Origin of the sequence: Micromonospora sp. 067-2, from assembly GCF_046549295.1 — a bacterium.
Taxonomy (GTDB): Bacteria; Actinomycetota; Actinomycetes; order Mycobacteriales; family Micromonosporaceae; genus Micromonospora.
The window spans coordinates 538,555-558,855 of the sequence record NZ_JAJPWB010000002.1 but is presented as its reverse complement, the minus strand read 5'-3'; the positions used below and the strand labels follow the sequence as shown (position 1 = coordinate 558,855).

Here is a 20,301-nt window from a genome sequence, read left to right as displayed (position 1 = left end):
GCGGTCAGGCGGCCGAGCGATTCCGGTGCCACGGGGAGCTGTCGACGAAGTGGGTGTCGAAGCGGTCCTGGGTCGCCAGCAGATCCTCCGGGTCGGCGCGGCCGCGGCGGACGTGGTCCAGCAGGCGGAAGTAGGCGAACCGCTCCACGCCCGGCGTGATCACGATCCGCACGTCGGCACCTGTCGCGGGAGCGGCTGCGAAGGCGTGGACGGTGTGCGGCGGGACCACGAGCGTGCCGCCGGCCTCGACCTCCACCACCTTCTCGCCCACCAGGACCTGGAGTCGCCCGTCCAGGACGAAGAACAACTCGGCCGAACCGCGGTGATAGTGCGGGGTCGCGCCGTCCCTGCCGCGCCCCAAGGTCGTACGACTGACACCCAGCAGGCCGCCGGTGGCCGACGCGTCGGCCAGCAGCGCGATGGTGTCCGACCCGGCACCCAGGAACTCGGCGTCCTGCGGGTGTACGACCAGGGGATCAAACCCGGGTCGCTCGTCCGGCGGCCTCCCCGGCGGGTGCGCTTCGCTCATGCCGATGATGATTACACGTCAGATAGTACGGCGTCAAACTATACGGCTATGTTTGTATCTGGCATCGAACTAGGATGAGGGCATGAGCGCCGCAGACACCTCCGACCACGCCCCGGCTCCCACCTCGCCCGGCGCTGCCCCCGGCAGGCGCGTGAACAGTCCGACAGCCGCTCCGGACGCGGTGGACGCGGTGGTCGCCGCCTGGGAGCGGGAACGTCCGGACCTGGACCTCGCCGCGATCGCGGTGGTCGGCCGTCTGGGCCGCGTGAGCCTTCTCCTCGGCCCCGCCCAGGAGAAGGTGTTCACCGATTTCGGCCTGCAACGCGGCGAGTTCGACGTCCTTGCAGCGCTGCGCCGCTCAGGCACCCCGTACGTCCTCAGCCCTTCACGTCTGTCCGACCTGCTGATGCTCTCCAGAGCAGGGATGACCAACCGGCTGGACCGGCTGGAGTCCGCCGGAATGATCGAACGTTCCCTGGACCGCGCCGACCGGCGCAGCTTCCAGATCCGCCTCACCGAACGGGGCTACGCCACCGTCGACTCCGCCATGACCCGGCACGCCGCCAACGTCACCGCACTGCTGGCCGGCCTCACACCCCGAGAACTGACAAGCCTGGACACCCTGGCACGCAAACTCCTGCACGACCTGACCGCCGCTGCCCCATGAACTCCAGCGACGGTCATCCGGCCGCGATGCCTGGGCCCATGTGTGTGATTCCGTGTGCGTCAGTCGTCTTCCTGTAGCCAGTAGACGGAGATGGCGAGGAGCGGATCCGCTCCGTCGTTGCGAATCTGGTGCGGCACCTTGCTCTCGAACGCCGCGACATCGCCGGCGCACAGAACTCGGGTCTGGTCCGCGCACGTCAAGGTGCCGGTTCCGGATACGACGACCCACACCTCACGCGATCGGTGTACGTCGAAGTCGTTGGACGTTCTCGGAGCAACTGACCAGCGGGCTATTTCGAACGGAGCGGGCGCCGTTGACGGGAACGGCAGCAGCGCGCGGTGCACCGGGCCGCCCTCGGTGAAGTCGTACCAGTGTTCGAATCTGACCGGGCCGCTGCTCATGCTGGAGTTCGGTTTCGACACGTGTCCAGACTGGTTCGCTGAAGCTGGTGTGTCTCGCGGCAATCGGACGCGGCGCTGCAGGACGCGAGCGGAGGTGGTCATGGTGTCACGGGGTCCGGGTGAAGGCCTCCCGATGACGCTGAGCCCAGTCCCGGAAGGTCGCAGGGGAGCGTGACAGTACCTTCGCCACGTCCTCGGTGAGGATGCGGTTGCGACCGGCGCGTGCCCAGGCGGTCCCGATGGCGGTGGCCTCGACGGCTGCCGGGGGCATCCCTGAGGAAAGTAGCTGTTGGGTTGCGCTGCTCGGGGGGATGTCCACGGTTTCGACGGGGCGGCCGATGACCTCGGCGAGTTGGCTCGCCTGGTCGGGCACGCTGAGCAGTTCCGGACCGGTGAGCGTGTAGGTCTTGCCAGCATGGGCGGGATCAGTGAGGGCGGCAACCGCGACCGCGGCGATGTCGCGCGGATCGATGACGCCCTGCTCGCCGTCGCCGGTCAGGTTGGGTATGGGTTGTCCAGCCCGGATGGCGTCCGACCAGTAGAGGCAGTTCGAGGCGAAGCTCGACGGCCGCAGAACCGTCCATGCCAGGCCACTGGCGCGGACCGCTTCCTCAGCCGCTTGGTGCCACGCGCCGACGGTTGCGGTGCCGAATCGTTCGCCGGTGCCGATCGCGGAGAGCTTCACCACCGAGTTGACCCCCGCCGAACGGGCGACCGCCAGCAACGCCACGTCATGGTCTGGCGTAGGTGTGGCCGGAGCGGTCAGCAGGAACACAGCGCGTACGTCGGCTACCGCCCGACGCAGAGAGGAGAGGTCTTCGAAGTCGGCCTGCACCACATCGACGCCCGGCGGCACTGTGCGGCCGGAAGGGGCCCTGGTCATCGCGCGAGCGTGGTGCCCGCTCTGCTGGAGGAGCTGCATGACATGGCGGCCGATGGTGCCGGAGGCGCCGGTAACGAGGATCATGATCTCACCGTTGCAGGACAGCCGTGGTCAGGCCTAGGAACTTTCGGCACAACCCGACGCGGGCACCGGATGTTGTCCTGCGCCACGACGTACGGTGCTGAACTGTGCAGCGCGAAAAGTTGGTCGCCGCGGAGATGGCCGATCTGCTTCGGCCCTGGTTCTCTGACGTCACCGCAGGAGCGCAACCTGTCATCCACGATGCCCCGGCAGTATGGAACAGCCCGACCATGCCGTCACACTGACCTGGCGGGTGGGCTCCGACGACCCGTACGACATCGTGATCATGGGACCTCGGACGCACGCCAGGTATCACCTCGGACGGCCTGGCCGGGACTGCCTCCAACTGCGTTTCCGGCCAGGACGGGCTGCTGACTTTCTCGGCCTTCCCCTGCGCGACCTTGCCGACCGGGCCGTTGCCGCTGCCGATCTGGGCAGTAGATCGGTGACAGCGCTCGTCCAGACGATCGCCGACGGCGGCGCGCTGGTCGCTCCGCAGTCACACGCGGCACGACTACGCTCGCTGGCCGAAGCGTTACCGGTTGCCCCGTCCTCGCATGCCGACCGCGCCGCTCTACGCCGGCGCATCGTCGCCGAGGCGACGGCGCTGCTGTCTGTCGACGATGGTCTGACACGCGAATCCGTCCACCGCGTCGCCCGGCGCCTGAATGTCAGCGAGCGACATCTTCGCACCGTGTTCACCGATGGAGTCGGTCTGACACCCAGCCGGTTCGTGCGCATCGATCGCATTCGGACGGTGCTCGCGAACATCCAGCAGAAGCTGCCCGAGGTTTCTACCGGAGCGGGCTACTACGACCAGTCACACATGACCGCCGAGTTCCGCAGCGTCATGGGTACCACGCCGTACGCCTTCACCACACGACGCTGGCCGACCATCGAGGCATGCGCGGCCGGCAATGGCTGACCTGCCGGGTAGACGAGCGGTCATGCCGCGTTGAGGGTTCGGAGGTAGGGTCCAGCCCTTCGCCCTGCTGCACTAGCTGAGCCTTGCAGCGTCCACTCACCCGCGGCACCTACGCGGTGTCGTCGTCGGAATGACGCATGGCCACGTCGCCATTGGTGTCGACGACGATTGCGGTCATCTCACCGTCCGCGGTGGCTCCGAAAGTCGGTCGCTCTTCGCCGACCTGCTACGCGACGTGGCCAACATGGACGACGGCGGCCACGTTCATCTGGAGCACTTCGAGGGCCACTATTTCCTGTCACCAGACAGCGTGCCGCTCGTCGTCAACAGTCCGCACGCCGGGATGCCTCGGCGCTGATCAAGCGTTGGTCAGGTACGGGAACCGGTGCCTCGTGAGGGTTTCGTCGGTCAGGTCCGCCGGAGTTCCGAGGGGTGTGTCGGGTCCGGTGGGCCGTCGATTGCGAAGGGCGCCCGGTTGCGGCGATGTGCGCCTCCACGGGAAAGCCGCAGACCAATCGATCCGTGCGTTGTGCCGGCCGGTCGCCAACTCGACAAGGCTGTCCGGGTCGGCCTGGATGCGCCGCATGACTTGCCGCTTATACGACACGATCCAGTCCTGCACCGCGAGGACGGAGTGCGTTGCGGGGTCGCCTTCAGGCGGCGGGATGACGCCATTCCTTGAGCCTGCGCTCGGGGACGTCTCCGGCACACGGCCAGAGCTGCACCCGCCACCTGTCGCCGGGAGTCATCGAGCCCGGCCAGCCGCGGTTGACGAAGCCCCGACCCGATATTCGTACGGCGTACCGCCCACTCGACACCTCGAAGGTGGCGACCCCGTCCGTGGGGCTGGAGTAGTGGAGCACGTCATCGACGACCAGGAGGCTGGCCTCGAAGACCTCCTCCCACTCCTTCTGGTCATCAAACGGCCGGTCGTCCCACACCTCCAGGCGGAGCGGCATCTCGACGTTGTTCTGGTGAGGGGAGATAACGATGACCCCGTTGTCGTCTGCCGCGATGCCTGGGCCCTTGATCGCTTGTTCCAGCAGGGTCAGGTAGTCGGCATCAGGCGATGGATTACCGCAGAGGCAGAACTGCCCGTAGTCGAGCCGAACGGTTGTTTCCTCGACCCGGCGCGGTGCTGGAGCGGTCACACAGGGGATTGTGCCTCGATCGATCGTTCAAGCGAAGGCTTCGAAGCCGCGACAGTCAGCTACTCCGGTTCGTCGGCGTCGACGGGTCTCGGCGGGCGGTGCTCGGCGATCCACGCCTCCACGTCGGCGCGCAGCCACACCGTCGTGCCGTGCAGCCGTTGAAACGGCGGAGGGAAGGTTGGGTAGCGGATGAGCTGGCGCATTCGAGTCCGGCTCACGCCGAGCAGATCCTGCAGCTCGTGCGGACCGACCAGCGGACCCGGGACCTCACCCATCACCCGACCGTAGGGCGATCAGGGATGCCTAATTGCGTCTACCTACTTGCGCAGCCCCTTCGGATGGGTGAGAGTGGGGAGTGAATCGTCGACCGGCTGCGGCTCATGCCGGCTCATGAAGGCCGCAGCGGCGTGCTGGGAGGGTGGGCTTCGATGGATCAGGCGAGTGAGTTGGCGTGGTTGCGGGAGCGGGTCGGCGGTCTGGAGACAGCGTTGCACTGTGCCCGACGGGAGTTGTTCGACATGCGATGTCGACTGACGTTGATCGGGCGCGTGGTCCAGGACGTGGACCGCGTCCAGCGAGCGCCGGGGGTGGCGGTCGGTGCCATCAACGCGGCGCTCTACTCCGAGACACCCAACCTGCGGCAGGTCGGTCGCCACCTGGTCCGCCGGCGGCACGGCGTCCGATGATCAAGGTGGCGAGGGAGGGTCGGCGTTTTGCGCCTAGGCCGAGGTCGTGAGCTGCCGATAGGGTCGGGCAGGTGAAGGTCGAGACTGCGCCGCGTCGCCGACGGCTGGAGCCGGACGCCCGGCGCGGGCAGATCCTGACCTGCGCGGTCCGGCTGTTCGGCAGGCGCCCCTACCCGGACGTGTCGACCACCGACATCGCCCGCGAGGCGGGTGTGGCGCGCGGCCTGGTCAACCACTACTTCGGCACGAAGAAGGAGCTCTACCTGGAGGTCGTCCGGGTCATGGTGACCATTCCGGAGGTGGCCGTGGAGCGGCTGCCCAAGGGGGATGTGCGCACCCGGGTCGACGCCAGCGTCTCCTGGTTCCTCGACGTGGTCTCCCGGCACGGCACCTCCTGGCTGGCCGCCGTCACCGCCCGGGGGATGGGCGGCGACGCCGACGTGGAGCGGGTGCTCGCCGAGGCCGAGGAGGTCGCCGCCGACCGGATGCTGGTCGCCGTCGGCCTGGCCGGCGAGGCGCAGCACCGCGAGGAGTTGCGCGGGATGGTCCGGGCGTACGGCGGGCTGGCCACCTCGACCGCGCGCGAGTGGCTCCAGCGCGGCGCGTTGACCCGCGCCCAGGTGCATTTGCTGCTCACCACCACGCTGTTGACCATCGTCGAGCAGGTCATCCCGGAGGTCATCGCCCCTGGCGGTCAGAACCGCCGCACGGACCCGGCCGCGCGCGAAGCGCCATGACCGACGCCGCGTCGACCAGCGCCCGGCCCGACGGCAGCGCGCCCGACGGCAGCGCGCCCGACGGCAGCGCGCCCGACGGCAGCCGGTCTGGCGGCAACGCGACGGGCGGAGCACCACGCAGGCTGCGGGTGGCGATCATCGGTGCCGGGTTCGGTGGGGTGGCGGTGGCGGCCGAGCTGCGCCGGGGCGGTGACGCCGACGTGGTGGTGCTGGAACGGGCCGACCGGCTCGGCGGAGTGTGGCGGGACAACACCTACCCGGGCTGCGCCTGCGACATCCCGGCGCCGCTCTACTCGTACTCCTTTGCGCCCAACCCTGGCTGGACGCGGCGCTTTCCCCCGCACGCGGAGATCCTGGACTATCTGCACCGCTGCGTGGACGAGCTGGGGCTGGGCGACAGCATCCGGTTGCGTACCGACGTCACCGACGCCCGGTGGGACGAAGCCGCAGCCTGCTGGCGTCTGCGTACCGCCGACGGCGCGAAGCTGACGGCCGACGTGTTGGTGCCGGCCGTCGGCCAGCTCTCCCGACCGGTGGTGCCGGCGCTGCCCGGCGCGGAGCGGTTCGCCGGGCCGGCCCTGCACACCGCCCGGTGGGACCCGGCGGTCCCGCTGGACGGCGCCCGGGTCGCGGTGATCGGCACCGGGGCCAGCGCGGTGCAGCTGGTGCCGGCGATCGTGGACCGCGCGGCGCGGGTCACGGTCTTCCAGCGCACCCCGCCCTGGACGCTGCCCAAGCCGAACCGCCGGTACGGGCGGCTGGGCAGAATGCTCTACCGGCGGCTGCCGGCCCTGATGCGGCTGCCCAGGGCCGGGTTCTGGTCGCTCACCGTGTTCACCGGGCTGGCGGTGACCGGTAACCGTGCCGCCGCCGCGGTGCTCCGGGGTGTTTCGTGGGCGCAGCGCCGATGGCAGGTACGCGACCCGGAGTTACGGGCCCGCGTCACTCCTAACGAACCGATGGGTTGCAAACGGGTGCTGTTCACCAGTGACTGGCTGCCCACGTTGACCCGCCCCGACGTCGAGCTGGTCACCGACCGGATCGTCGAGGTGACCGAGGCCGGGCTGCGCACCGCCGACGGGCGGATCCACCCCTGCGACGTGCTGGTCTACGGCACCGGCTTCGCGGCCACCGACTTCCTGACCCCGATCCGGGTCACCGGGCGGGGCGGCCGGCGGCTCACCGAGGAGTGGCGCGACGGCGCCTACGCGTACCTCGGAATGGCGGTGCCCGGTTTTCCCAACCTCTTTCTGGTGTACGGCCCGAACACCAACACCGGTAACACCTCGGTGGTCTACTTCCACGAGGCGCAGGCCCGGCACATCGCCCAGGCGGTACGCCTGCTCGCCGCCGGTGGTCCGCCGCTGGAGGTACGCCCCGAGGTCGCCGCGAACCACGATGCAGAGCTGCAACGCCGGCTCGCCGGCAGCGTGTGGACCGCCTGCCAGAGTTGGTACCGCACGGCCAGCGGCCGAGTGGTCACCAACTGGCCGGGGATGGCCGACGAGTACCGCCGGCGTACCGCCCGGTTGGACCCGGCCGACTATGGCCGCGCCAACTAGGCGGCCTCAGGCGGCGCGGCGCTCAGTGCCCACGGCAGGGGCGGCGTGGCGGTCGGCGGCCTGTGCCGAGTACGGCTCGGACCGGACCACCCGCAGCGGCCGGTCGACCTCGTCGGTGCGGAACTGCCAGCGCGACGGCGTCGGCTGCCGCTGCGGCGCCGGGCCTCCCGGACGCAGGCCGGGCCGGGACAGCAGCACCGTGATCAGGTAACCGCTCACCAGGAACCCGTGGCTGACCAGCCGCGCCCCGCTCACCGTCCCGGTGACCAGGTCGTTGACCGAGAGCAACAGCAACGTGCCGACGAACGCGCTGAGCATCGGCAGCAGGCCGGCCGGCGGGCTGCGACGCACGGCCACGAAGAGGAAGCCGGCGCCCACCGCGACGTTCCAGGCGGCCGACTCGTGCCACAGGTGCTGACCGGACGTGTGCAGATGATCGGCGGTCGTGCCTCGGCCCACCTGCGCCAGACCGAGCACGAGCTGCACCGCGCCGAGCAGCCCGAGCGCCGCACGTAGCCCGGCGACCAGCCGACCGCGCCAGGCCGCGCCGGGGCCTGCCACCGCGCGCCAGGCCGTTCCGGGCCCGGCCACCGCGGGTAGCCACCGCCGCCGGGACCGGCGGGCCGGCGGAGCGGCGGCCGGTCCGGACCGGCGGGCCGGCGGAGCGGCAGCCGCGAGGATGGCGGCGGTCCGATCGGGCACATCAGCGACCAGTCGGGTACGAACCCGACGGGTCACCGACGCAGCCACCGTGAACCAGGCGCGGCATTCGGCGCACCCGTCGAGATGGTGCTGCGCCGCCGCCCGTTCCGCGGAGGTCTCCTCGCCGTCCAGCTGCGCCGACAGGACTTCCCGCCACTGCTCACACCCCATGTACGGGTAGTCGGTCCGACCCACGCCCAGGTTCCCGGCGGCCCGAAGAGGTTGTGGAATACTCGCCCGATCATGAACCGCTACGGCCTGCTGATCCTGCCCGCGACCAACCGGGTGTACGCCCGCTCCGCCGTCGACCTGACCCGGGCCGAGCTGGAGATATTCGGCCGGTCCGCGCTCGAAGGCCGGATCGGCGAGTTGGGCACCGCGACCGTGGGCGGGGCCAGCTACGTGACCTTCACCGGCGACGGGCTGACCGAGCGGGACCTGGCCGTGCTGGGCAACCTCTCCGCCGGGTACGCGCTGTTCGAGTTCGTCGGCGAGCTGCTGCGGCCGGTCGAGTGGAGCCGGCTGGACCGCTACGACGACGACCTGCTGACCATCCAGAAGTACCCGGGCAAGACCAACGAGCAGTTCACGAAGCTGCTGCTCAACGTCACCCTGCTCGCCTCGAACTGGGCCGGCGAGCTGACCAGCCGGCGGTTCCGGGTGCTCGACCCGCTCTGCGGCCGGGGCACCACCCTCAACCAGGCGCTGATGTACGGCTTCGACGCCTCCGGGATGGACCGCGACCAGAAGGACGTCGAGGCGTACCGGGCGTTCATCACGACCTGGTTGAAGCAGAAGCGGCTCAAGCATCGCGTGCTGGAGTCGGGGCCGGTGCGACGGGAGGGCAAGGTGGTCGGTCGCCGGGTGCGCATCGAGCTGGCGCCGACCCGCGAGGAGCACAAGGCCGGCAACCTCCAACTGCTGGACGTGGTCAACGCCGACACCACACGTGCCGGGGAGTTCTTCCGGCCGGAGACCTTCGACCTGATCGTCGCGGACGCTCCGTACGGCGTGCAGCACGGCAGCCGTACCGCCCAGCACGGGCTGACCCGCGACCCACTGGCGCTGCTCGCGGACGCCGCGCCGGTCTGGGCGCGGCTGCTGCGCCCCGGAGGGGCGCTCGGCATCTCCTGGAACACCCACGTCGCCGACCGGGACGCCGCCGCAGAAGCCCTGACCGCAGCCGGCCTGACCGTGGTGAACGCGGAGCCCTACCTGGCGCTACGCCACCGGGTAGACCAGTCGATCATGCGCGACATCCTGGTAGCCCGCCGCCCAACCTAACCCCGCCCCGCCCCCTGCCCCGCCCCCGCCCTCCATCCCCGTGGATCGAGGGCAAATCGGTGTGAGTGGATCTCCTTCACCACCGATTTGCCCTGGATCGACGGGGGAGGGGTGGGGGCGGCACTCGTTTGGGGCCTTGGTGTGAAAAGGGCGTGAAGAAACCGTTCGCCGCCGTCATGGTCGCGTTATGACCCTGCCGTCAGGCCCGGGGTGGGGCTTTGATTGCCCGGCGCGACCGGGAGGCGGTCGCGACGAACCTTTCCGGCTGAGGAGTCAGCGTGTCTGACGTGGTGTTCGTGATCCTGACGGTGGCGCTGTTCGCAGTGCTCGCCCTGGTGGTCCGGGCGGTGGAGAAGCTGTGAACGCGGTCAATGCCGTCGGTCTGGTGCTCGCGATCGTGCTGGGCGCGTTCCTGGTGTTCGCCCTGCTGTTTCCGGAGCGCTTCTGATGACCATGACAACAGCAGGCGTCATCTTCGTGCTGACGCTGGTGGCGGCCCTGGTCGCCGTCTACAAGCCGTTCGGTGACTACATGTTCCGGGCGGTCTCCAGCAGCAGGCAGTCGCGGGTCGAGCGGGGAATCTACCGCCTGGTCGGGGTCAACCCGGCCGCCGAGCAGACCTGGGGCGTGTACGCCCGCAGCGTGCTGGCGTTCTCGGCGGTCTCGATCCTGTTCCTGTACCTGTTCCAGCGGGTGCAGAACCACCTGTGGCTGTCGCTGGGCTTCGACCCGGTGGTGCCGCACGGTGCGTGGAACACGGCCGTCTCGTTCGTGACCAACACCAACTGGCAGTCGTACTCGGGTGAGTCGACGATGGGCCACCTGGTGCAGATGGCCGGTCTGGCGGTGCAGAACTTCGTCTCGGCGGCGGTCGGCATCGCGGTGGCGATCGCCCTCGTTCGTGGGTTCGCCCGCAGCCGCACAGGGCAGCTCGGCAACTTCTGGGTCGATCTGACCCGGATCACGCTGCGGATCCTGCTGCCGATCGCGGTGCTCGGCGCGATCGCGTTGATGATCGGCGGCGCGGTGCAGAACCTCTCTGCCGGCACCGACGTGAGCACGCTGACCGGGGGCACCCAGACCATCACCGGTGGTCCGGTCGCCAGCCAGGAAGTGATCAAGGAGCTGGGCACCAACGGTGGCGGCTTCTACAACGTCAACAGCGCCCACCCGTTCGAGAACCCCACCTCGTGGACGAACTGGTTGCAGATCTTCCTGATCTTCCTGATCCCGTTCAGTCTGCCCCGGGTCTTCGGCCGGATGGTCGGACAGAACCGGCAGGGCTACGCCATCGCCGCGGTGATGGGGATCCTCGCTGCCGCCAGCGTCGCCCTCACCAACATCTTCGAGCTGGCCGGGCACGGCACCGTGCCGCAGGCGGTCGGCGCCGCCCTGGAGGGCAAGGAGGTCCGGTTCGACGTGTCGAACTCGGCCACCTTCGCCGCCGCCACCACGTTGACCTCCACCGGTGCGGTGAACTCGTTCCACGACTCGTTCACCTCGTTCGGTGGTCTGATGACCATGTTCAACATGATGCTCGGCGAGGTGGCCCCGGGCGGTACCGGTTCCGGTCTCTACGGCCTGCTCGTCCTCGCGGTGATCACGGTCTTCGTGGCCGGGCTGATGGTGGGTCGGACCCCGGAGTACCTGGGCAAGAAGATCGGCTCGCGGGAGATCAAGTTCGCCTCGCTCTACTTCCTGATCACGCCGATCCTGGTGCTGGTCGGCACGGCGGCCGCATTTGCCACCGGCAACAACTCCACCGCGCTCAACGTCGGGCCGCACGGACTCTCCGAGGTGCTCTACGCGTTCACCTCGGCCAGCAACAACAACGGCTCCGCCTTCGGCGGCATCACGGTCAACACCACCTGGTGGGACACCGCGCTCGGGTTGTGCATGCTGTTCGGCCGTTTCCTTCCGCTCATCTTCGTGCTCGCCCTGGCCGGCTCGCTGGCCCGCCAGGCGCCCACACCCGCGTCCGAGGGCACCCTGCCGACCCACCGACCGCTGTTCATCGGCATGGTCGTCGGCGTCACGGTGATCCTCGTCGCGCTGACCTTCCTGCCCGCACTCGCGCTCGGCCCGCTGGCTGAGGGGCTGTGACCATCATGAGGAACGAGGACATGTCCGTCACCTCTGTGACATCCGGGACCGGCGAGCAACCGACGCCCGGCACCCCGGCCACCCAGGGCAACCGGGTCGGCGGGGGTCTGCTGGATCCCAAGCAGTTGGTCAGGTCCCTGCCGGACGCGGTGCGCAAGCTCAACCCGGCGACGCTGTGGCGCAACCCGGTGATGCTGATCGTGGAGGTCGGCGCCGCGTTCACCACCGTGCTGGCGGTGACCGACCCGTCGGTGTTCGCCTGGGCGATCACCGTCTGGCTCTGGCTGACCGTGGTCTTCGCCAACCTGGCCGAGGCGGTCGCGGAGGGCCGGGGCAAGGCCCAGGCCGCCGCGTTGCGGCAGGCCAAGCAGGACACCATCGCCACCCGGCTGATCAACTGGGCGCCGGGCGCCCGGGCGAACGCCTACTCCGACGAGGCGGTGCCCGCGGCGCAGCTGCGCCAGGGCGACATCGTGCTCGTCGAGGCGGGCGGCATCATCCCTGGCGACGGTGACATCGTCGAGGGCATCGCCAGCGTCGACGAGTCGGCGATCACCGGCGAGTCGGCCCCGGTCATCCGGGAATCCGGCGGCGACCGCAGCGCCGTCACCGGCGGCACCAGGGTGCTCTCCGACCGGATCGTCGTGAAGATCACCCAGAAGCCGGGGGAGAGCTTCATCGACCGGATGATCGCCCTGGTCGAGGGGGCCAACCGGCAGAAGACTCCGAACGAGATCGCGCTGAACATCCTGCTCGCCGCGCTCACGGTCATCTTCCTGCTGGCCGTGGTCACCCTCCAACCCCTCGCGATCTTCTCCAAGGCGTACCAGGCGGCCGCTCCGAACAGCGGTGCGATCACCGACTCCGGTGTCACCGGCATCGTGCTGGTCTCGCTGCTGGTCTGCCTGATCCCGACCACGATCGGCGCGCTGCTCTCCGCCATCGGTATCGCCGGCATGGACCGCCTCGTGCAGCGCAACGTCCTGGCCATGAGCGGACGGGCCGTCGAGGCGGCCGGCGACGTCAACACCCTGCTTCTCGACAAGACCGGCACCATCACCCTGGGCAACCGACAGGCCAGTGAGTTCGTACCTGTCGAAGGGGTGACCGCCGCGACCCTGGCCGACGCGGCGCAACTGTCCAGTCTGGCTGACGAGACCCCCGAGGGCCGCTCGGTGGTGGTGCTGGCGAAGAACGAGTTCGGGTTGCGCGAACGGGAGCCCGGCGTGATGCCGCACGTCACGTTCGTACCGTTCACCGCGCAGACACGGATGAGCGGCGTCGACATGACACCGGACGCCAGCGTGGACGCTGGCGCGGTGGGCACGGCCCGCCGGGTCCGCAAGGGTGCCGCCGCGGCGGTGATGAAGTGGGTTCGCGAGAACGGCGGGCACCCGACCGAACAGGTCGGCGAGATCGTCGACGCGATCAGTGGCACCGGCGGCACGCCGCTGGTCGTCGCCGAGCACGTCGACGGCGAACCCGCCCGTGCGCTCGGCGTCATCCACCTCAAGGACGTCGTCAAGTCCGGCATGCGGGAGCGGTTCGACGAGATGCGCCGGATGGGCATCCGGACCGTGATGATCACCGGTGACAACCCGCGTACCGCGAAGGCGATCGCCGACGAGGCCGGGGTGGACGACTTCCTGGCCGAGGCGACGCCGGAGGACAAGCTCGCGCTGATCAAGCGGGAGCAGGAGGGCGGCCGGCTGGTCGCGATGACCGGCGACGGCACCAACGACGCGCCGGCGCTCGCTCAGGCCGACGTGGGCGTGGCCATGAACACCGGTACGTCGGCCGCGAAGGAGGCCGGCAACATGGTCGACCTCGACTCCGACCCGACGAAGCTGATCGAGATCGTGGAGATCGGCAAGCAGTTGCTGATCACCCGGGGTGCGCTGACCACGTTCAGCATCGCCAACGACATCGCGAAGTACTTCGCGATCATCCCGGCCATGTTCGCCGGCCTCTACCCGAGCCTGGACGCGCTGAACATCATGCGGCTGACCAGCCCGGAGTCGGCGATCCTGTCCGCGGTCATCTTCAACGCCCTGGTGATCATCGCGCTGATCCCGCTCGCCCTGCGCGGCGTGCGGTACCGGCCGGCCGCCGCGTCGAAGCTGCTCAGCCGCAACCTCCTGGTGTACGGACTGGGCGGCATCATCGTGCCGTTCCTCGGCATCAAGATCATCGACCTGCTCATCCAGTTCATCCCGGGGATTTCGTGATGCGCCTACCCAACTGGCTCTCCCAACACCTCGCCGCCCTGCGCGCCGTGCTCGTCTTCACGGTGCTCCTCGGGCTGGTCTACCCGCTGGCGCTCGTCGCCCTCGGCAAGCTGCCCGGCCTCGACCACAAGGCCGACGGCTCGCTGGTCGACGCGGGCGGAAAGACGGTCGGCAGCTCGCTGATCGGCCAGCTCTTCACCGACGCCGACGGCAATCCCGTCCCGCGGTACTTCCAGTCCCGGCCCTCCGCCGCCGGCGACGGCTACGACCCGACCTCCACCTCGGCCAGCAACCTGGGCCCGGAGAGCGTCGTCGACACCATCGCCACCGACCCGGAGAAGTCCAGCGAGAGCCTGCTCACCCAGGTCTGCGGGCGCAGCAGGGCCGTCGGCGAGCTCGACGGCGTCGACGGCCGGCGCCCCTTCTGCACCACCGACGGGGTGGGCGCCGTGCTCGCGGTGTTCCGCGCCGACGGGCTGACCGGCCGGGTCACCCGGGTGGTCAGCGTCAACCAGGTCGCGCCGGCGACGCCGTTCCTCAGCTCGTACCAGGGAGTCCCGGTGCAGCTGGCCCAGCCCGACCAGGACTACGTGGCCGCCGGCGGCGTGGTCACCCCGATCCGCGGCGACGCCCCCGCCGACCCGGCGGTGCCGGCCGACGCGGTCACCGCCAGCGGCAGCGGCCTCGACCCGCAGATCAGCCCCGCGTACGCCGAGCTGCAGGTCAACCGCATCGCGCGCGAGCGCGGCGCGGACCCGACGGCGGTCCGCCGGCTGGTGGACGAGCACACCACCGGCCGGGCGCTCGGCTTCCTGGGCGAGCCGGGGGTCAACGTGCTGGAGCTGAACCTCGCGCTGGACAGGCAGTTCCCCGGACGCTGAGCACGGTAGGAAGGGCCCCTGGACAAGGGGCCCTTTCCTCCTGATCGGAGAGGATGGTGCCGTGCCACGCGGAGAACTGCGCATCTATCTCGGGGCCGCCCCCGGCGTCGGTAAGACGTACGCCATGTTGGAGGAGGCCCAGCGGCGTGCCGCGCGCGGCACGGACGTGGTGATCGGCTTCGTCGAGACCCACGGGCGTCAGCACACCGCGACCATGCTCGGCGACCTGGAGCAGGTCGCCCGCCGCACGATGAGCTATCGCGGCGCCGAGTTCACCGAGATGGACCTGGACGCGGTGCTGGGCCGCCGGCCGGAGATCGCGGTGGTCGACGAGCTGGCGCACACCAACGTGCCCGGCTCCCGGCACGACAAGCGCTGGCAGGACGTCCAGGCGCTGCTGGACGCGGGGATCGACGTGCTCTCCACCGTCAACGTGCAGCACCTGGAATCGGTGAACGACGTCGTCGCGCAGATCACCGGCACCACCCAGCGGGAGACCGTGCCGGACGAGATCGTCCGCGCCGCCGAGCAGGTCGAGCTGGTCGACATGACCCCCGAGGCGCTGCGTCGGCGGATGGCGCACGGCAACATCTACCGCCCCGACAAGATCGATGCCGCGCTGGGCAACTACTTCCGGGTCGGCAACCTCACCGCGCTGCGCGAGCTGGCGCTGCTCTGGTTGGCCGACAAGGTCGACGAGCAGCTCGACCGGTATCGCAGCCAGCAGGGCATCGCCACCACCTGGGAGGCCCGGGAGCGGGTCGTGGTGGCGCTGACCGGCGGCCCGGAGGGCGAGACGCTGATCCGCCGTGCGGCACGGGTCGCGGCCCGCAGCAAGGGCGCCGACCTCCTCGCCGTGCACGTCGCGCGCAGCGACGGCCTGGCCGGCGCGGACCCCGCGCAACTGGCCCGCCAGCGGGTGCTGGTGGAGAGCCTCGGCGGCACCTACCACCAGGTGCTCGGCACCGACGTGCCGGCCGCGCTGCTGGACTTCGCCAGTGGCGTGAACGCCACCCAGCTGGTGCTCGGTGCGAGCCGTCGGGGTCGCTTCGCGCAGATGTTCGCCCGGGGCGTCGGAGTGACCACCACCGCGCTCTCCGGTTCCATCGACGTACACCTGGTCACCCACACCGAGGCCGGTAGGGGACGCCGGGCGGCGGGCGTGCCGGCCGCGCTGTCCCGGCGTCGGCGGCTGCTCGGGTTCGCCCTGGCCGTGCTGGGCGTGCCGCTGCTCACCCTGCTGCTGACGACGCTGCCCGACCTCACGCTGACCAACGACATCCTGCTCTTCCTGGTGGCCGTGGTGGCGGTCGCCCTGGTCGGCGGGGTGTGGCCGGCGCTGGTCGCCGCGCTCGGCGGCTCGCTGCTGCTCAACTGGTTCTTCACCCCGCCCTATCGCACGCTGACCATCGCCGAGGCAGACAATCTGCTCGCCCTGGCTGTCTTCGTGGGCGTCGGCCTGGCGGTGAGCTGGATCGTCGACGTGGCCGCCCGACGCACCCGGGAGGCCGCCCGTGCCGCCGCCGACGCGCAGACCCTCGCCGCCGTCGCCGGTGGCGTGCTGCGCGGTGAACGCCCGCTGCCAGCCCTGCTGGAGCAGCTCCGCGAGACCTTCGGGCTGCGCGCGGTGAGCGTGTTGGAGTTGGCCGAGGAGGCCAGCGGCCGCCCGGCGCGGGCTCGCGAGGAGCACGCCTGGTGCGTGGTGGCCAGCGTCGGCGACCAGCCGGCCTCCACACCCGACAGCGGCGAGACGGCCGTGCCGGTGGACGAGCGGATCACCGTCGTGCTCAGCGGCCGGCGGCTGGAGGCCGCCGACCGACGGATCGTCGAGGCGTTCGCCGCCCAGGCAGCCGTCGCGTTGCGTCAGGAACGGCTGGCCGAGGAGGCGGCCACCGCCCGACCCCTGGCGGCGGCGGACCGGATGCGGACCGCGCTGCTCGCCGCGGTCAGCCACGACCTGCGTACGCCACTGGCGTCGGCCAAGGCGGCTGTGACGAGCCTGCGCAGCCACGACATCGAATTCGACGAGCAGGACCGCGAGGAGCTGCTGGAGACCGCCGAGGAGTCGCTGGACCGGCTCGCCCGGCTGGTCGGCAACCTGCTGGACATGAGCAGGCTCCAGGCCGGTGTCCTCGGCATCACCTCGACCGCGATCGGCCTGGAGGACGCCGTACCCCGGGCCCTCGACGAACTCGGCCCACCCGCCGCCGCGGTCGGCACCGACATCCCGGCCGACCTGCCCGCGGCCACCGCCGACCCCGGCCTGCTGGAACGGGTCCTGGTCAACGTCATCGCGAACGCGCTGCGGTTCAGCCCGCCCGGGCAACCGCCCACCGTCACCGCGAGCGCCCACGCCGGTCAGGTGGAACTGCGGATCATCGACCGGGGACCGGGCATCCCGGAGGACCAGTGGGAGCACGTGTTCCTGCCGTTCCAGCGCCTCGGTGACCGCGACAACCAGACCGGCGTCGGCCTCGGGCTCGCCCTGTCCCGGGGCCTGGCCGAGGCGATGGGTGGCAGCATCACCCCCGAGACCACCCCGGGTGGTGGCCTCACGATGGTGCTGCGGCTGCCCGCCGCCGTGCAGACCAGCTCCGAGGGGCCGCAGGAATGACGCGCATCCTGGTCGTCGACGACGAACCGCAGATCCTGCGGGCCCTGCGGATCAACCTGCGCGCCCGCCGGTACGACGTCGACGTCGCCGGCACCGGGGCCGCCGCGTTGAAGGCCGCCGCCAGCCATCCACCCGACCTGGTGGTGCTCGACCTCGGCCTGCCCGACATCGACGGGGTGGAGGTCATCCGCGGCCTGCGCGGCTGGACGGCCGTACCCATCATCGTGCTCTCCGGGCGGGCCGGCAGCGAGGACAAGGTCGCGGCGCTCGACGCCGGCGCGGACGACTACATCACCAAGCCGTTCGGGGTGGAGGAGTTGCTGGCCCGGATCCGGGCGGTGACCCGGCGGCTCGGCACGCCCAGCGAGACGACGCCCACGCTGCGGATCGGCCACCACACCGTCGACCTGACCGACCACAGCGTCCGGCGCGACGACGGCACCGAGGTCAAGCTGACCCCCATCCAGTGGAGCGTGCTGGAGAAGCTGCTGCGCCACCCCGGCAAGCTGGTCAGCCAACGTCAGCTCCTGCAGGACGTGTGGGGCCCGGAGTACCAGAACGAGACGAACTACCTGCGCCAGTACCTGGCCCAGCTGCGGCGCAAGCTGGAGGACGACCCGGCCCGGCCCCGGCACCTCATCACCGAGCCCGGCATGGGCTACCGCTACCGACCCTGACCGGCGGGCTCCGGTCGGGTTGACACCTGCCGGCAGAGATTGAAGAATTTCGTTCGCAGTCGCAGCGGCGTGCCTCTGTAACCGTCCCGTTCTCCGGTTACCCCCTCGGGAGCCCGCCGTGTCCTTGCCCCTGTCCCGCCGCCGCCTGCTCACCGCCGGCGGCGCCGGCCTCGTCCTGGCCGGTCTCAGCGACCCGTTCCGGGCCGGCCCCGCCCTCGCGGCCGTCACCACCGCCGACCTGGTCGTCTACGGCGCCACCTCCGGCGGGCTGGCCGCCGCGATCACCATGCGCCGTCTGGGCCGTACGGCCGTGGTGGTGGAACCCACCGGCCACGTCGGCGGACTGAGCACCGCCGGGCTGGGTGCCACCGACACCGGCGTGCAGGCGTCGATCGGCGGCCTGGCCGCCGAGTTCTACCGCCGGGTGTACGTCAAGTACCACGGCGGGACCCTCACGCCGACCTCGCCACTGCGGATGACCTTCGAACCGCACGTCGCCGCCGAGGTCTTCGCCGACCTGCTCGCCGACGCGGGCGTCCCGGTGGTCGTTCACGCCCGGCTGACCGGCCTCGGCCGCAGCGGCAACCGGATCACCGAGCTGCGCACCGAGGACGGGTCGATCTACCGGGGTGGCGTGTTCGTCGACGCCACCTACGAGGGTGACCTGCTGGCCATGGCCGGCGTGGGTTTCACCGTCGGGCGGGAGTCCAACGACACCTACGGTGAGACGATCAACGGGGTGCAGTCCCGCACCACCCACCAGTTCGCCTACCCGGTCGACCCGTACGTGACGGCCGGTTCGCCCGCCAGCGGCCTGCTGCCGGGGATCTCCGCGACCCCTCTCGCACCGCAGGGCAGTGGCGACGACCGGATCCAGGCGTACTGCTTCCGGATGTGCCTGACCCAGTCGGCCAACCGGATCCCGTTCGGCAGGCCGTCCGGCTACGACCCGATCCGGTACGAACTGCTGCTGCGGCACATCCAGGCCGGCTACACCGGCCCGTACTTCACCACCGGATCCATCGGCGGCGGCAAGACCGACTCGAACAACAACGGAGCGGTCTCCACCGACCACATCGGCTTCAACCACGCGTACCCGACGGCGACCTGGGCGGCGCGGGAGAGCATCATCGCCGAGCACCGCTCCTACCAGCAGGGGCTGATGTGGTTCCTGGCCAACGACCCCCGCCTGCCGGCCCCGGTACGCGACTCGACCGCCCGCTGGGGCCTGCCGGTCGACGAGTTTCCCACCACCGGCGGTTGGCCGCCGCTGCTGTACATCCGCGAGGCCCGTCGAATGGTCTCCGCGTACGTGATGACGGAGAACGACTGCCGGGGCCGGGTGCGGGTCGCCGACTCGGTCGGCCTGGCCAGCTACACCATGGACTCCCACAACTGTCAGCGGGTGGTGGTCGACGGCAGGGTGCGCAACGAGGGGGACGTACAGATCGGGGTGCCGGCACCGTACCCGGTGAGCTACCGCTCGATCGTGCCGCACCAGGCGCAGTGCGCCAACCTGCTGGTGCCGGTCTGTCTCTCGGCGAGCCACATCGCGTACGGCTCGATCCGGATGGAGCCGGTGTTCATGATCCTCGGGCAGGCCGCGGCCAGCGCGGCATCCCTGGCGCTCGCCGGGAACCTCGCCGTGCAGGCGGTGTCCGTGTCGGCCCTCCAGGGCCGGCTGCGCCAGGACGGCGCGGTGCTGGACTGGGCGCCGGCCGGGGAGGTGATCGTGGACAACGCGGCGGCCAGCGGGGTCACCCGGGCCGGAACGTGGCTACGCAGCACCAGCATCGGCGGCTACTACGGCCCGGACTACGAGCACGACGGCAACGTCGCCAAGGGGACCAACCGCCTGCGGTTCCGTCCGACGCTGCCGGCCTCCGGGTCGTGGACCGTGCAGTTGCGCTGGACCGCGGAGGAGAACCGGGCGACGAACGTGCCGGTGGACATCGTGTACTCCGGAGGGGTGACCACCCGGACGGTCGACCAGCGGCAGTCCGGCGGGCAGTGGGTCGCGCTGGGCACCTACCCGTTCGCTGCGGGCAGCGACGGGAGCGTGCTGATCCGTACCGACGGCACGGATGGCCACGTGGTGGCCGACGCGGTCCGCTTCCTGCGTGCCTGACCGCCGCCCCACGACGAGTAGCCTTCGTGCTGGATCAACGGTTGGCGTACGAGGAGGATCGG

Annotated in this window: 20 protein-coding genes; 14 read left to right on the top strand and 6 right to left on the bottom strand. The window is 70.5% G+C overall.

Annotated features, from left to right (window positions below):
- Nucleotides 1-4: 4 nt before the first annotated feature.
- The gene (locus tag ACLJN9_RS06250; protein ID WP_410810106.1) at nucleotides 5-529 is read right to left on the bottom strand and encodes a cupin domain-containing protein; all 525 of its coding nucleotides are present in this window, start codon (nucleotides 527-529) and stop codon (nucleotides 5-7) included.
- Between the two features lie 82 nt (nucleotides 530-611).
- Here ACLJN9_RS06250 and ACLJN9_RS06245 point away from each other — a divergent pair, with 82 nt between their 5' ends.
- Nucleotides 612-1,196 (top strand): MarR family winged helix-turn-helix transcriptional regulator, encoded by a 585-nt coding sequence (locus ACLJN9_RS06245; protein WP_410810105.1) that lies wholly within the window; start codon nucleotides 612-614, stop codon nucleotides 1,194-1,196.
- A 59-nt stretch (nucleotides 1,197-1,255) separates the two neighbouring features.
- On the opposite strand, the gene ACLJN9_RS06240 is transcribed toward ACLJN9_RS06245, so the two are convergent.
- Both ACLJN9_RS06240 and ACLJN9_RS06235 read right to left on the bottom strand, forming a co-directional pair.
- Nucleotides 1,256-1,618, bottom strand: coding sequence for a cupin domain-containing protein (locus tag ACLJN9_RS06240; RefSeq protein ID WP_410810104.1), 363 nt, complete (start codon nucleotides 1,616-1,618; stop codon nucleotides 1,256-1,258).
- A gap of 85 nt (nucleotides 1,619-1,703) precedes the next feature.
- Complete coding sequence (locus ACLJN9_RS06235) at nucleotides 1,704-2,564, bottom strand: NAD(P)H-binding protein (RefSeq protein WP_410810103.1); 861 nt, start codon at nucleotides 2,562-2,564, stop codon at nucleotides 1,704-1,706.
- Between the two features lie 211 nt (nucleotides 2,565-2,775).
- Here ACLJN9_RS06235 and ACLJN9_RS06230 point away from each other — a divergent pair, with 211 nt between their 5' ends.
- The gene (locus tag ACLJN9_RS06230; RefSeq protein WP_410810102.1) at nucleotides 2,776-3,486 is read left to right on the top strand and encodes a helix-turn-helix domain-containing protein; all 711 of its coding nucleotides are present in this window, start codon (nucleotides 2,776-2,778) and stop codon (nucleotides 3,484-3,486) included.
- Nucleotides 3,487-3,616: 130 nt separating this feature from the next.
- The gene (locus ACLJN9_RS06225) at nucleotides 3,617-3,844 is read left to right on the top strand and encodes a hypothetical protein (RefSeq protein ID WP_410810101.1); all 228 of its coding nucleotides are present in this window, start codon (nucleotides 3,617-3,619) and stop codon (nucleotides 3,842-3,844) included.
- Between the two features lie 295 nt (nucleotides 3,845-4,139).
- Here ACLJN9_RS06225 and ACLJN9_RS06220 read toward each other — a convergent pair whose 3' ends face one another.
- Both ACLJN9_RS06220 and ACLJN9_RS06215 read right to left on the bottom strand, forming a co-directional pair.
- Nucleotides 4,140-4,637, bottom strand: coding sequence for a hypothetical protein (locus ACLJN9_RS06220; RefSeq protein ID WP_410810100.1), 498 nt, complete (start codon nucleotides 4,635-4,637; stop codon nucleotides 4,140-4,142).
- A gap of 59 nt (nucleotides 4,638-4,696) precedes the next feature.
- The gene (locus tag ACLJN9_RS06215; protein WP_410810099.1) at nucleotides 4,697-4,912 is read right to left on the bottom strand and encodes a helix-turn-helix transcriptional regulator; all 216 of its coding nucleotides are present in this window, start codon (nucleotides 4,910-4,912) and stop codon (nucleotides 4,697-4,699) included.
- Nucleotides 4,913-5,065: 153 nt separating this feature from the next.
- On the opposite strand from ACLJN9_RS06215, the gene ACLJN9_RS06210 reads away from it, so the two are divergent.
- The 3 genes from ACLJN9_RS06210 to ACLJN9_RS06200 all read left to right on the top strand — a co-directional run bounded on the left by ACLJN9_RS06210 (nucleotide 5,066) and on the right by ACLJN9_RS06200 (nucleotide 7,622).
- Complete coding sequence (locus ACLJN9_RS06210; protein WP_410810098.1) at nucleotides 5,066-5,323, top strand: hypothetical protein; 258 nt, start codon at nucleotides 5,066-5,068, stop codon at nucleotides 5,321-5,323.
- 71 nt (nucleotides 5,324-5,394) lie between these two features.
- Nucleotides 5,395-6,060, top strand: a complete 666-nt coding sequence (locus ACLJN9_RS06205) for a TetR/AcrR family transcriptional regulator (protein ID WP_410810097.1) — start codon at nucleotides 5,395-5,397, stop codon at nucleotides 6,058-6,060.
- Nucleotides 6,057-7,622 carry a flavin-containing monooxygenase gene (locus ACLJN9_RS06200; RefSeq protein WP_410810096.1) on the top strand — a complete coding sequence of 522 codons (1,566 nt, stop codon included), beginning with the start codon at nucleotides 6,057-6,059 and terminating at the stop codon, nucleotides 7,620-7,622. The genes ACLJN9_RS06205 and ACLJN9_RS06200 overlap by 4 nt, the downstream gene beginning before the upstream one ends.
- A gap of 6 nt (nucleotides 7,623-7,628) precedes the next feature.
- Here ACLJN9_RS06200 and ACLJN9_RS06195 read toward each other — a convergent pair whose 3' ends face one another.
- Complete coding sequence (locus tag ACLJN9_RS06195; protein WP_410810213.1) at nucleotides 7,629-8,495, bottom strand: zf-HC2 domain-containing protein; 867 nt, start codon at nucleotides 8,493-8,495, stop codon at nucleotides 7,629-7,631.
- 72 nt (nucleotides 8,496-8,567) lie between these two features.
- Here ACLJN9_RS06195 and ACLJN9_RS06190 point away from each other — a divergent pair, with 72 nt between their 5' ends.
- The 8 genes from ACLJN9_RS06190 to ACLJN9_RS06155 all read left to right on the top strand — a co-directional run bounded on the left by ACLJN9_RS06190 (nucleotide 8,568) and on the right by ACLJN9_RS06155 (nucleotide 20,239).
- Nucleotides 8,568-9,608, top strand: coding sequence for a TRM11 family SAM-dependent methyltransferase (locus ACLJN9_RS06190; RefSeq protein WP_410810095.1), 1,041 nt, complete (start codon nucleotides 8,568-8,570; stop codon nucleotides 9,606-9,608).
- A 358-nt stretch (nucleotides 9,609-9,966) separates the two neighbouring features.
- Nucleotides 9,967-10,056 (top strand): K(+)-transporting ATPase subunit F, encoded by a 90-nt coding sequence (kdpF, locus tag ACLJN9_RS06185; protein ID WP_036390805.1) that lies wholly within the window; start codon nucleotides 9,967-9,969, stop codon nucleotides 10,054-10,056.
- Entirely contained in the window at nucleotides 10,056-11,711 is a 1,656-nt protein-coding gene (kdpA, locus tag ACLJN9_RS06180) for a potassium-transporting ATPase subunit KdpA (RefSeq protein ID WP_410810094.1), read from the top strand. The genes kdpF and kdpA overlap by 1 nt, the downstream gene beginning before the upstream one ends.
- Before the next feature lie 20 nt (nucleotides 11,712-11,731).
- A complete protein-coding gene (kdpB, locus tag ACLJN9_RS06175; RefSeq protein ID WP_410810093.1) occupies nucleotides 11,732-13,939 on the top strand; it encodes a potassium-transporting ATPase subunit KdpB in 2,208 nt (735 codons plus the stop codon).
- On the top strand, nucleotides 13,939-14,820 hold the full coding sequence (locus ACLJN9_RS06170) for a potassium-transporting ATPase subunit C (RefSeq protein WP_410810092.1): 882 nt from the start codon (nucleotides 13,939-13,941) through the stop codon (nucleotides 14,818-14,820). Before kdpB ends, ACLJN9_RS06170 begins: the two co-directional genes overlap by 1 nt.
- Before the next feature lie 61 nt (nucleotides 14,821-14,881).
- Nucleotides 14,882-17,434, top strand: coding sequence for a DUF4118 domain-containing protein (locus ACLJN9_RS06165; RefSeq protein ID WP_410810091.1), 2,553 nt, complete (start codon nucleotides 14,882-14,884; stop codon nucleotides 17,432-17,434).
- Nucleotides 17,431-18,111 carry a response regulator gene (locus ACLJN9_RS06160; protein WP_410810090.1) on the top strand — a complete coding sequence of 227 codons (681 nt, stop codon included), beginning with the start codon at nucleotides 17,431-17,433 and terminating at the stop codon, nucleotides 18,109-18,111. The genes ACLJN9_RS06165 and ACLJN9_RS06160 overlap by 4 nt, the downstream gene beginning before the upstream one ends.
- A gap of 118 nt (nucleotides 18,112-18,229) precedes the next feature.
- Nucleotides 18,230-20,239: an FAD-dependent oxidoreductase gene (locus ACLJN9_RS06155; protein ID WP_410810089.1), complete on the top strand. Its 2,010-nt coding sequence runs from the start codon at nucleotides 18,230-18,232 to the stop codon at nucleotides 20,237-20,239.
- Nucleotides 20,240-20,301 lie beyond the last annotated feature (62 nt).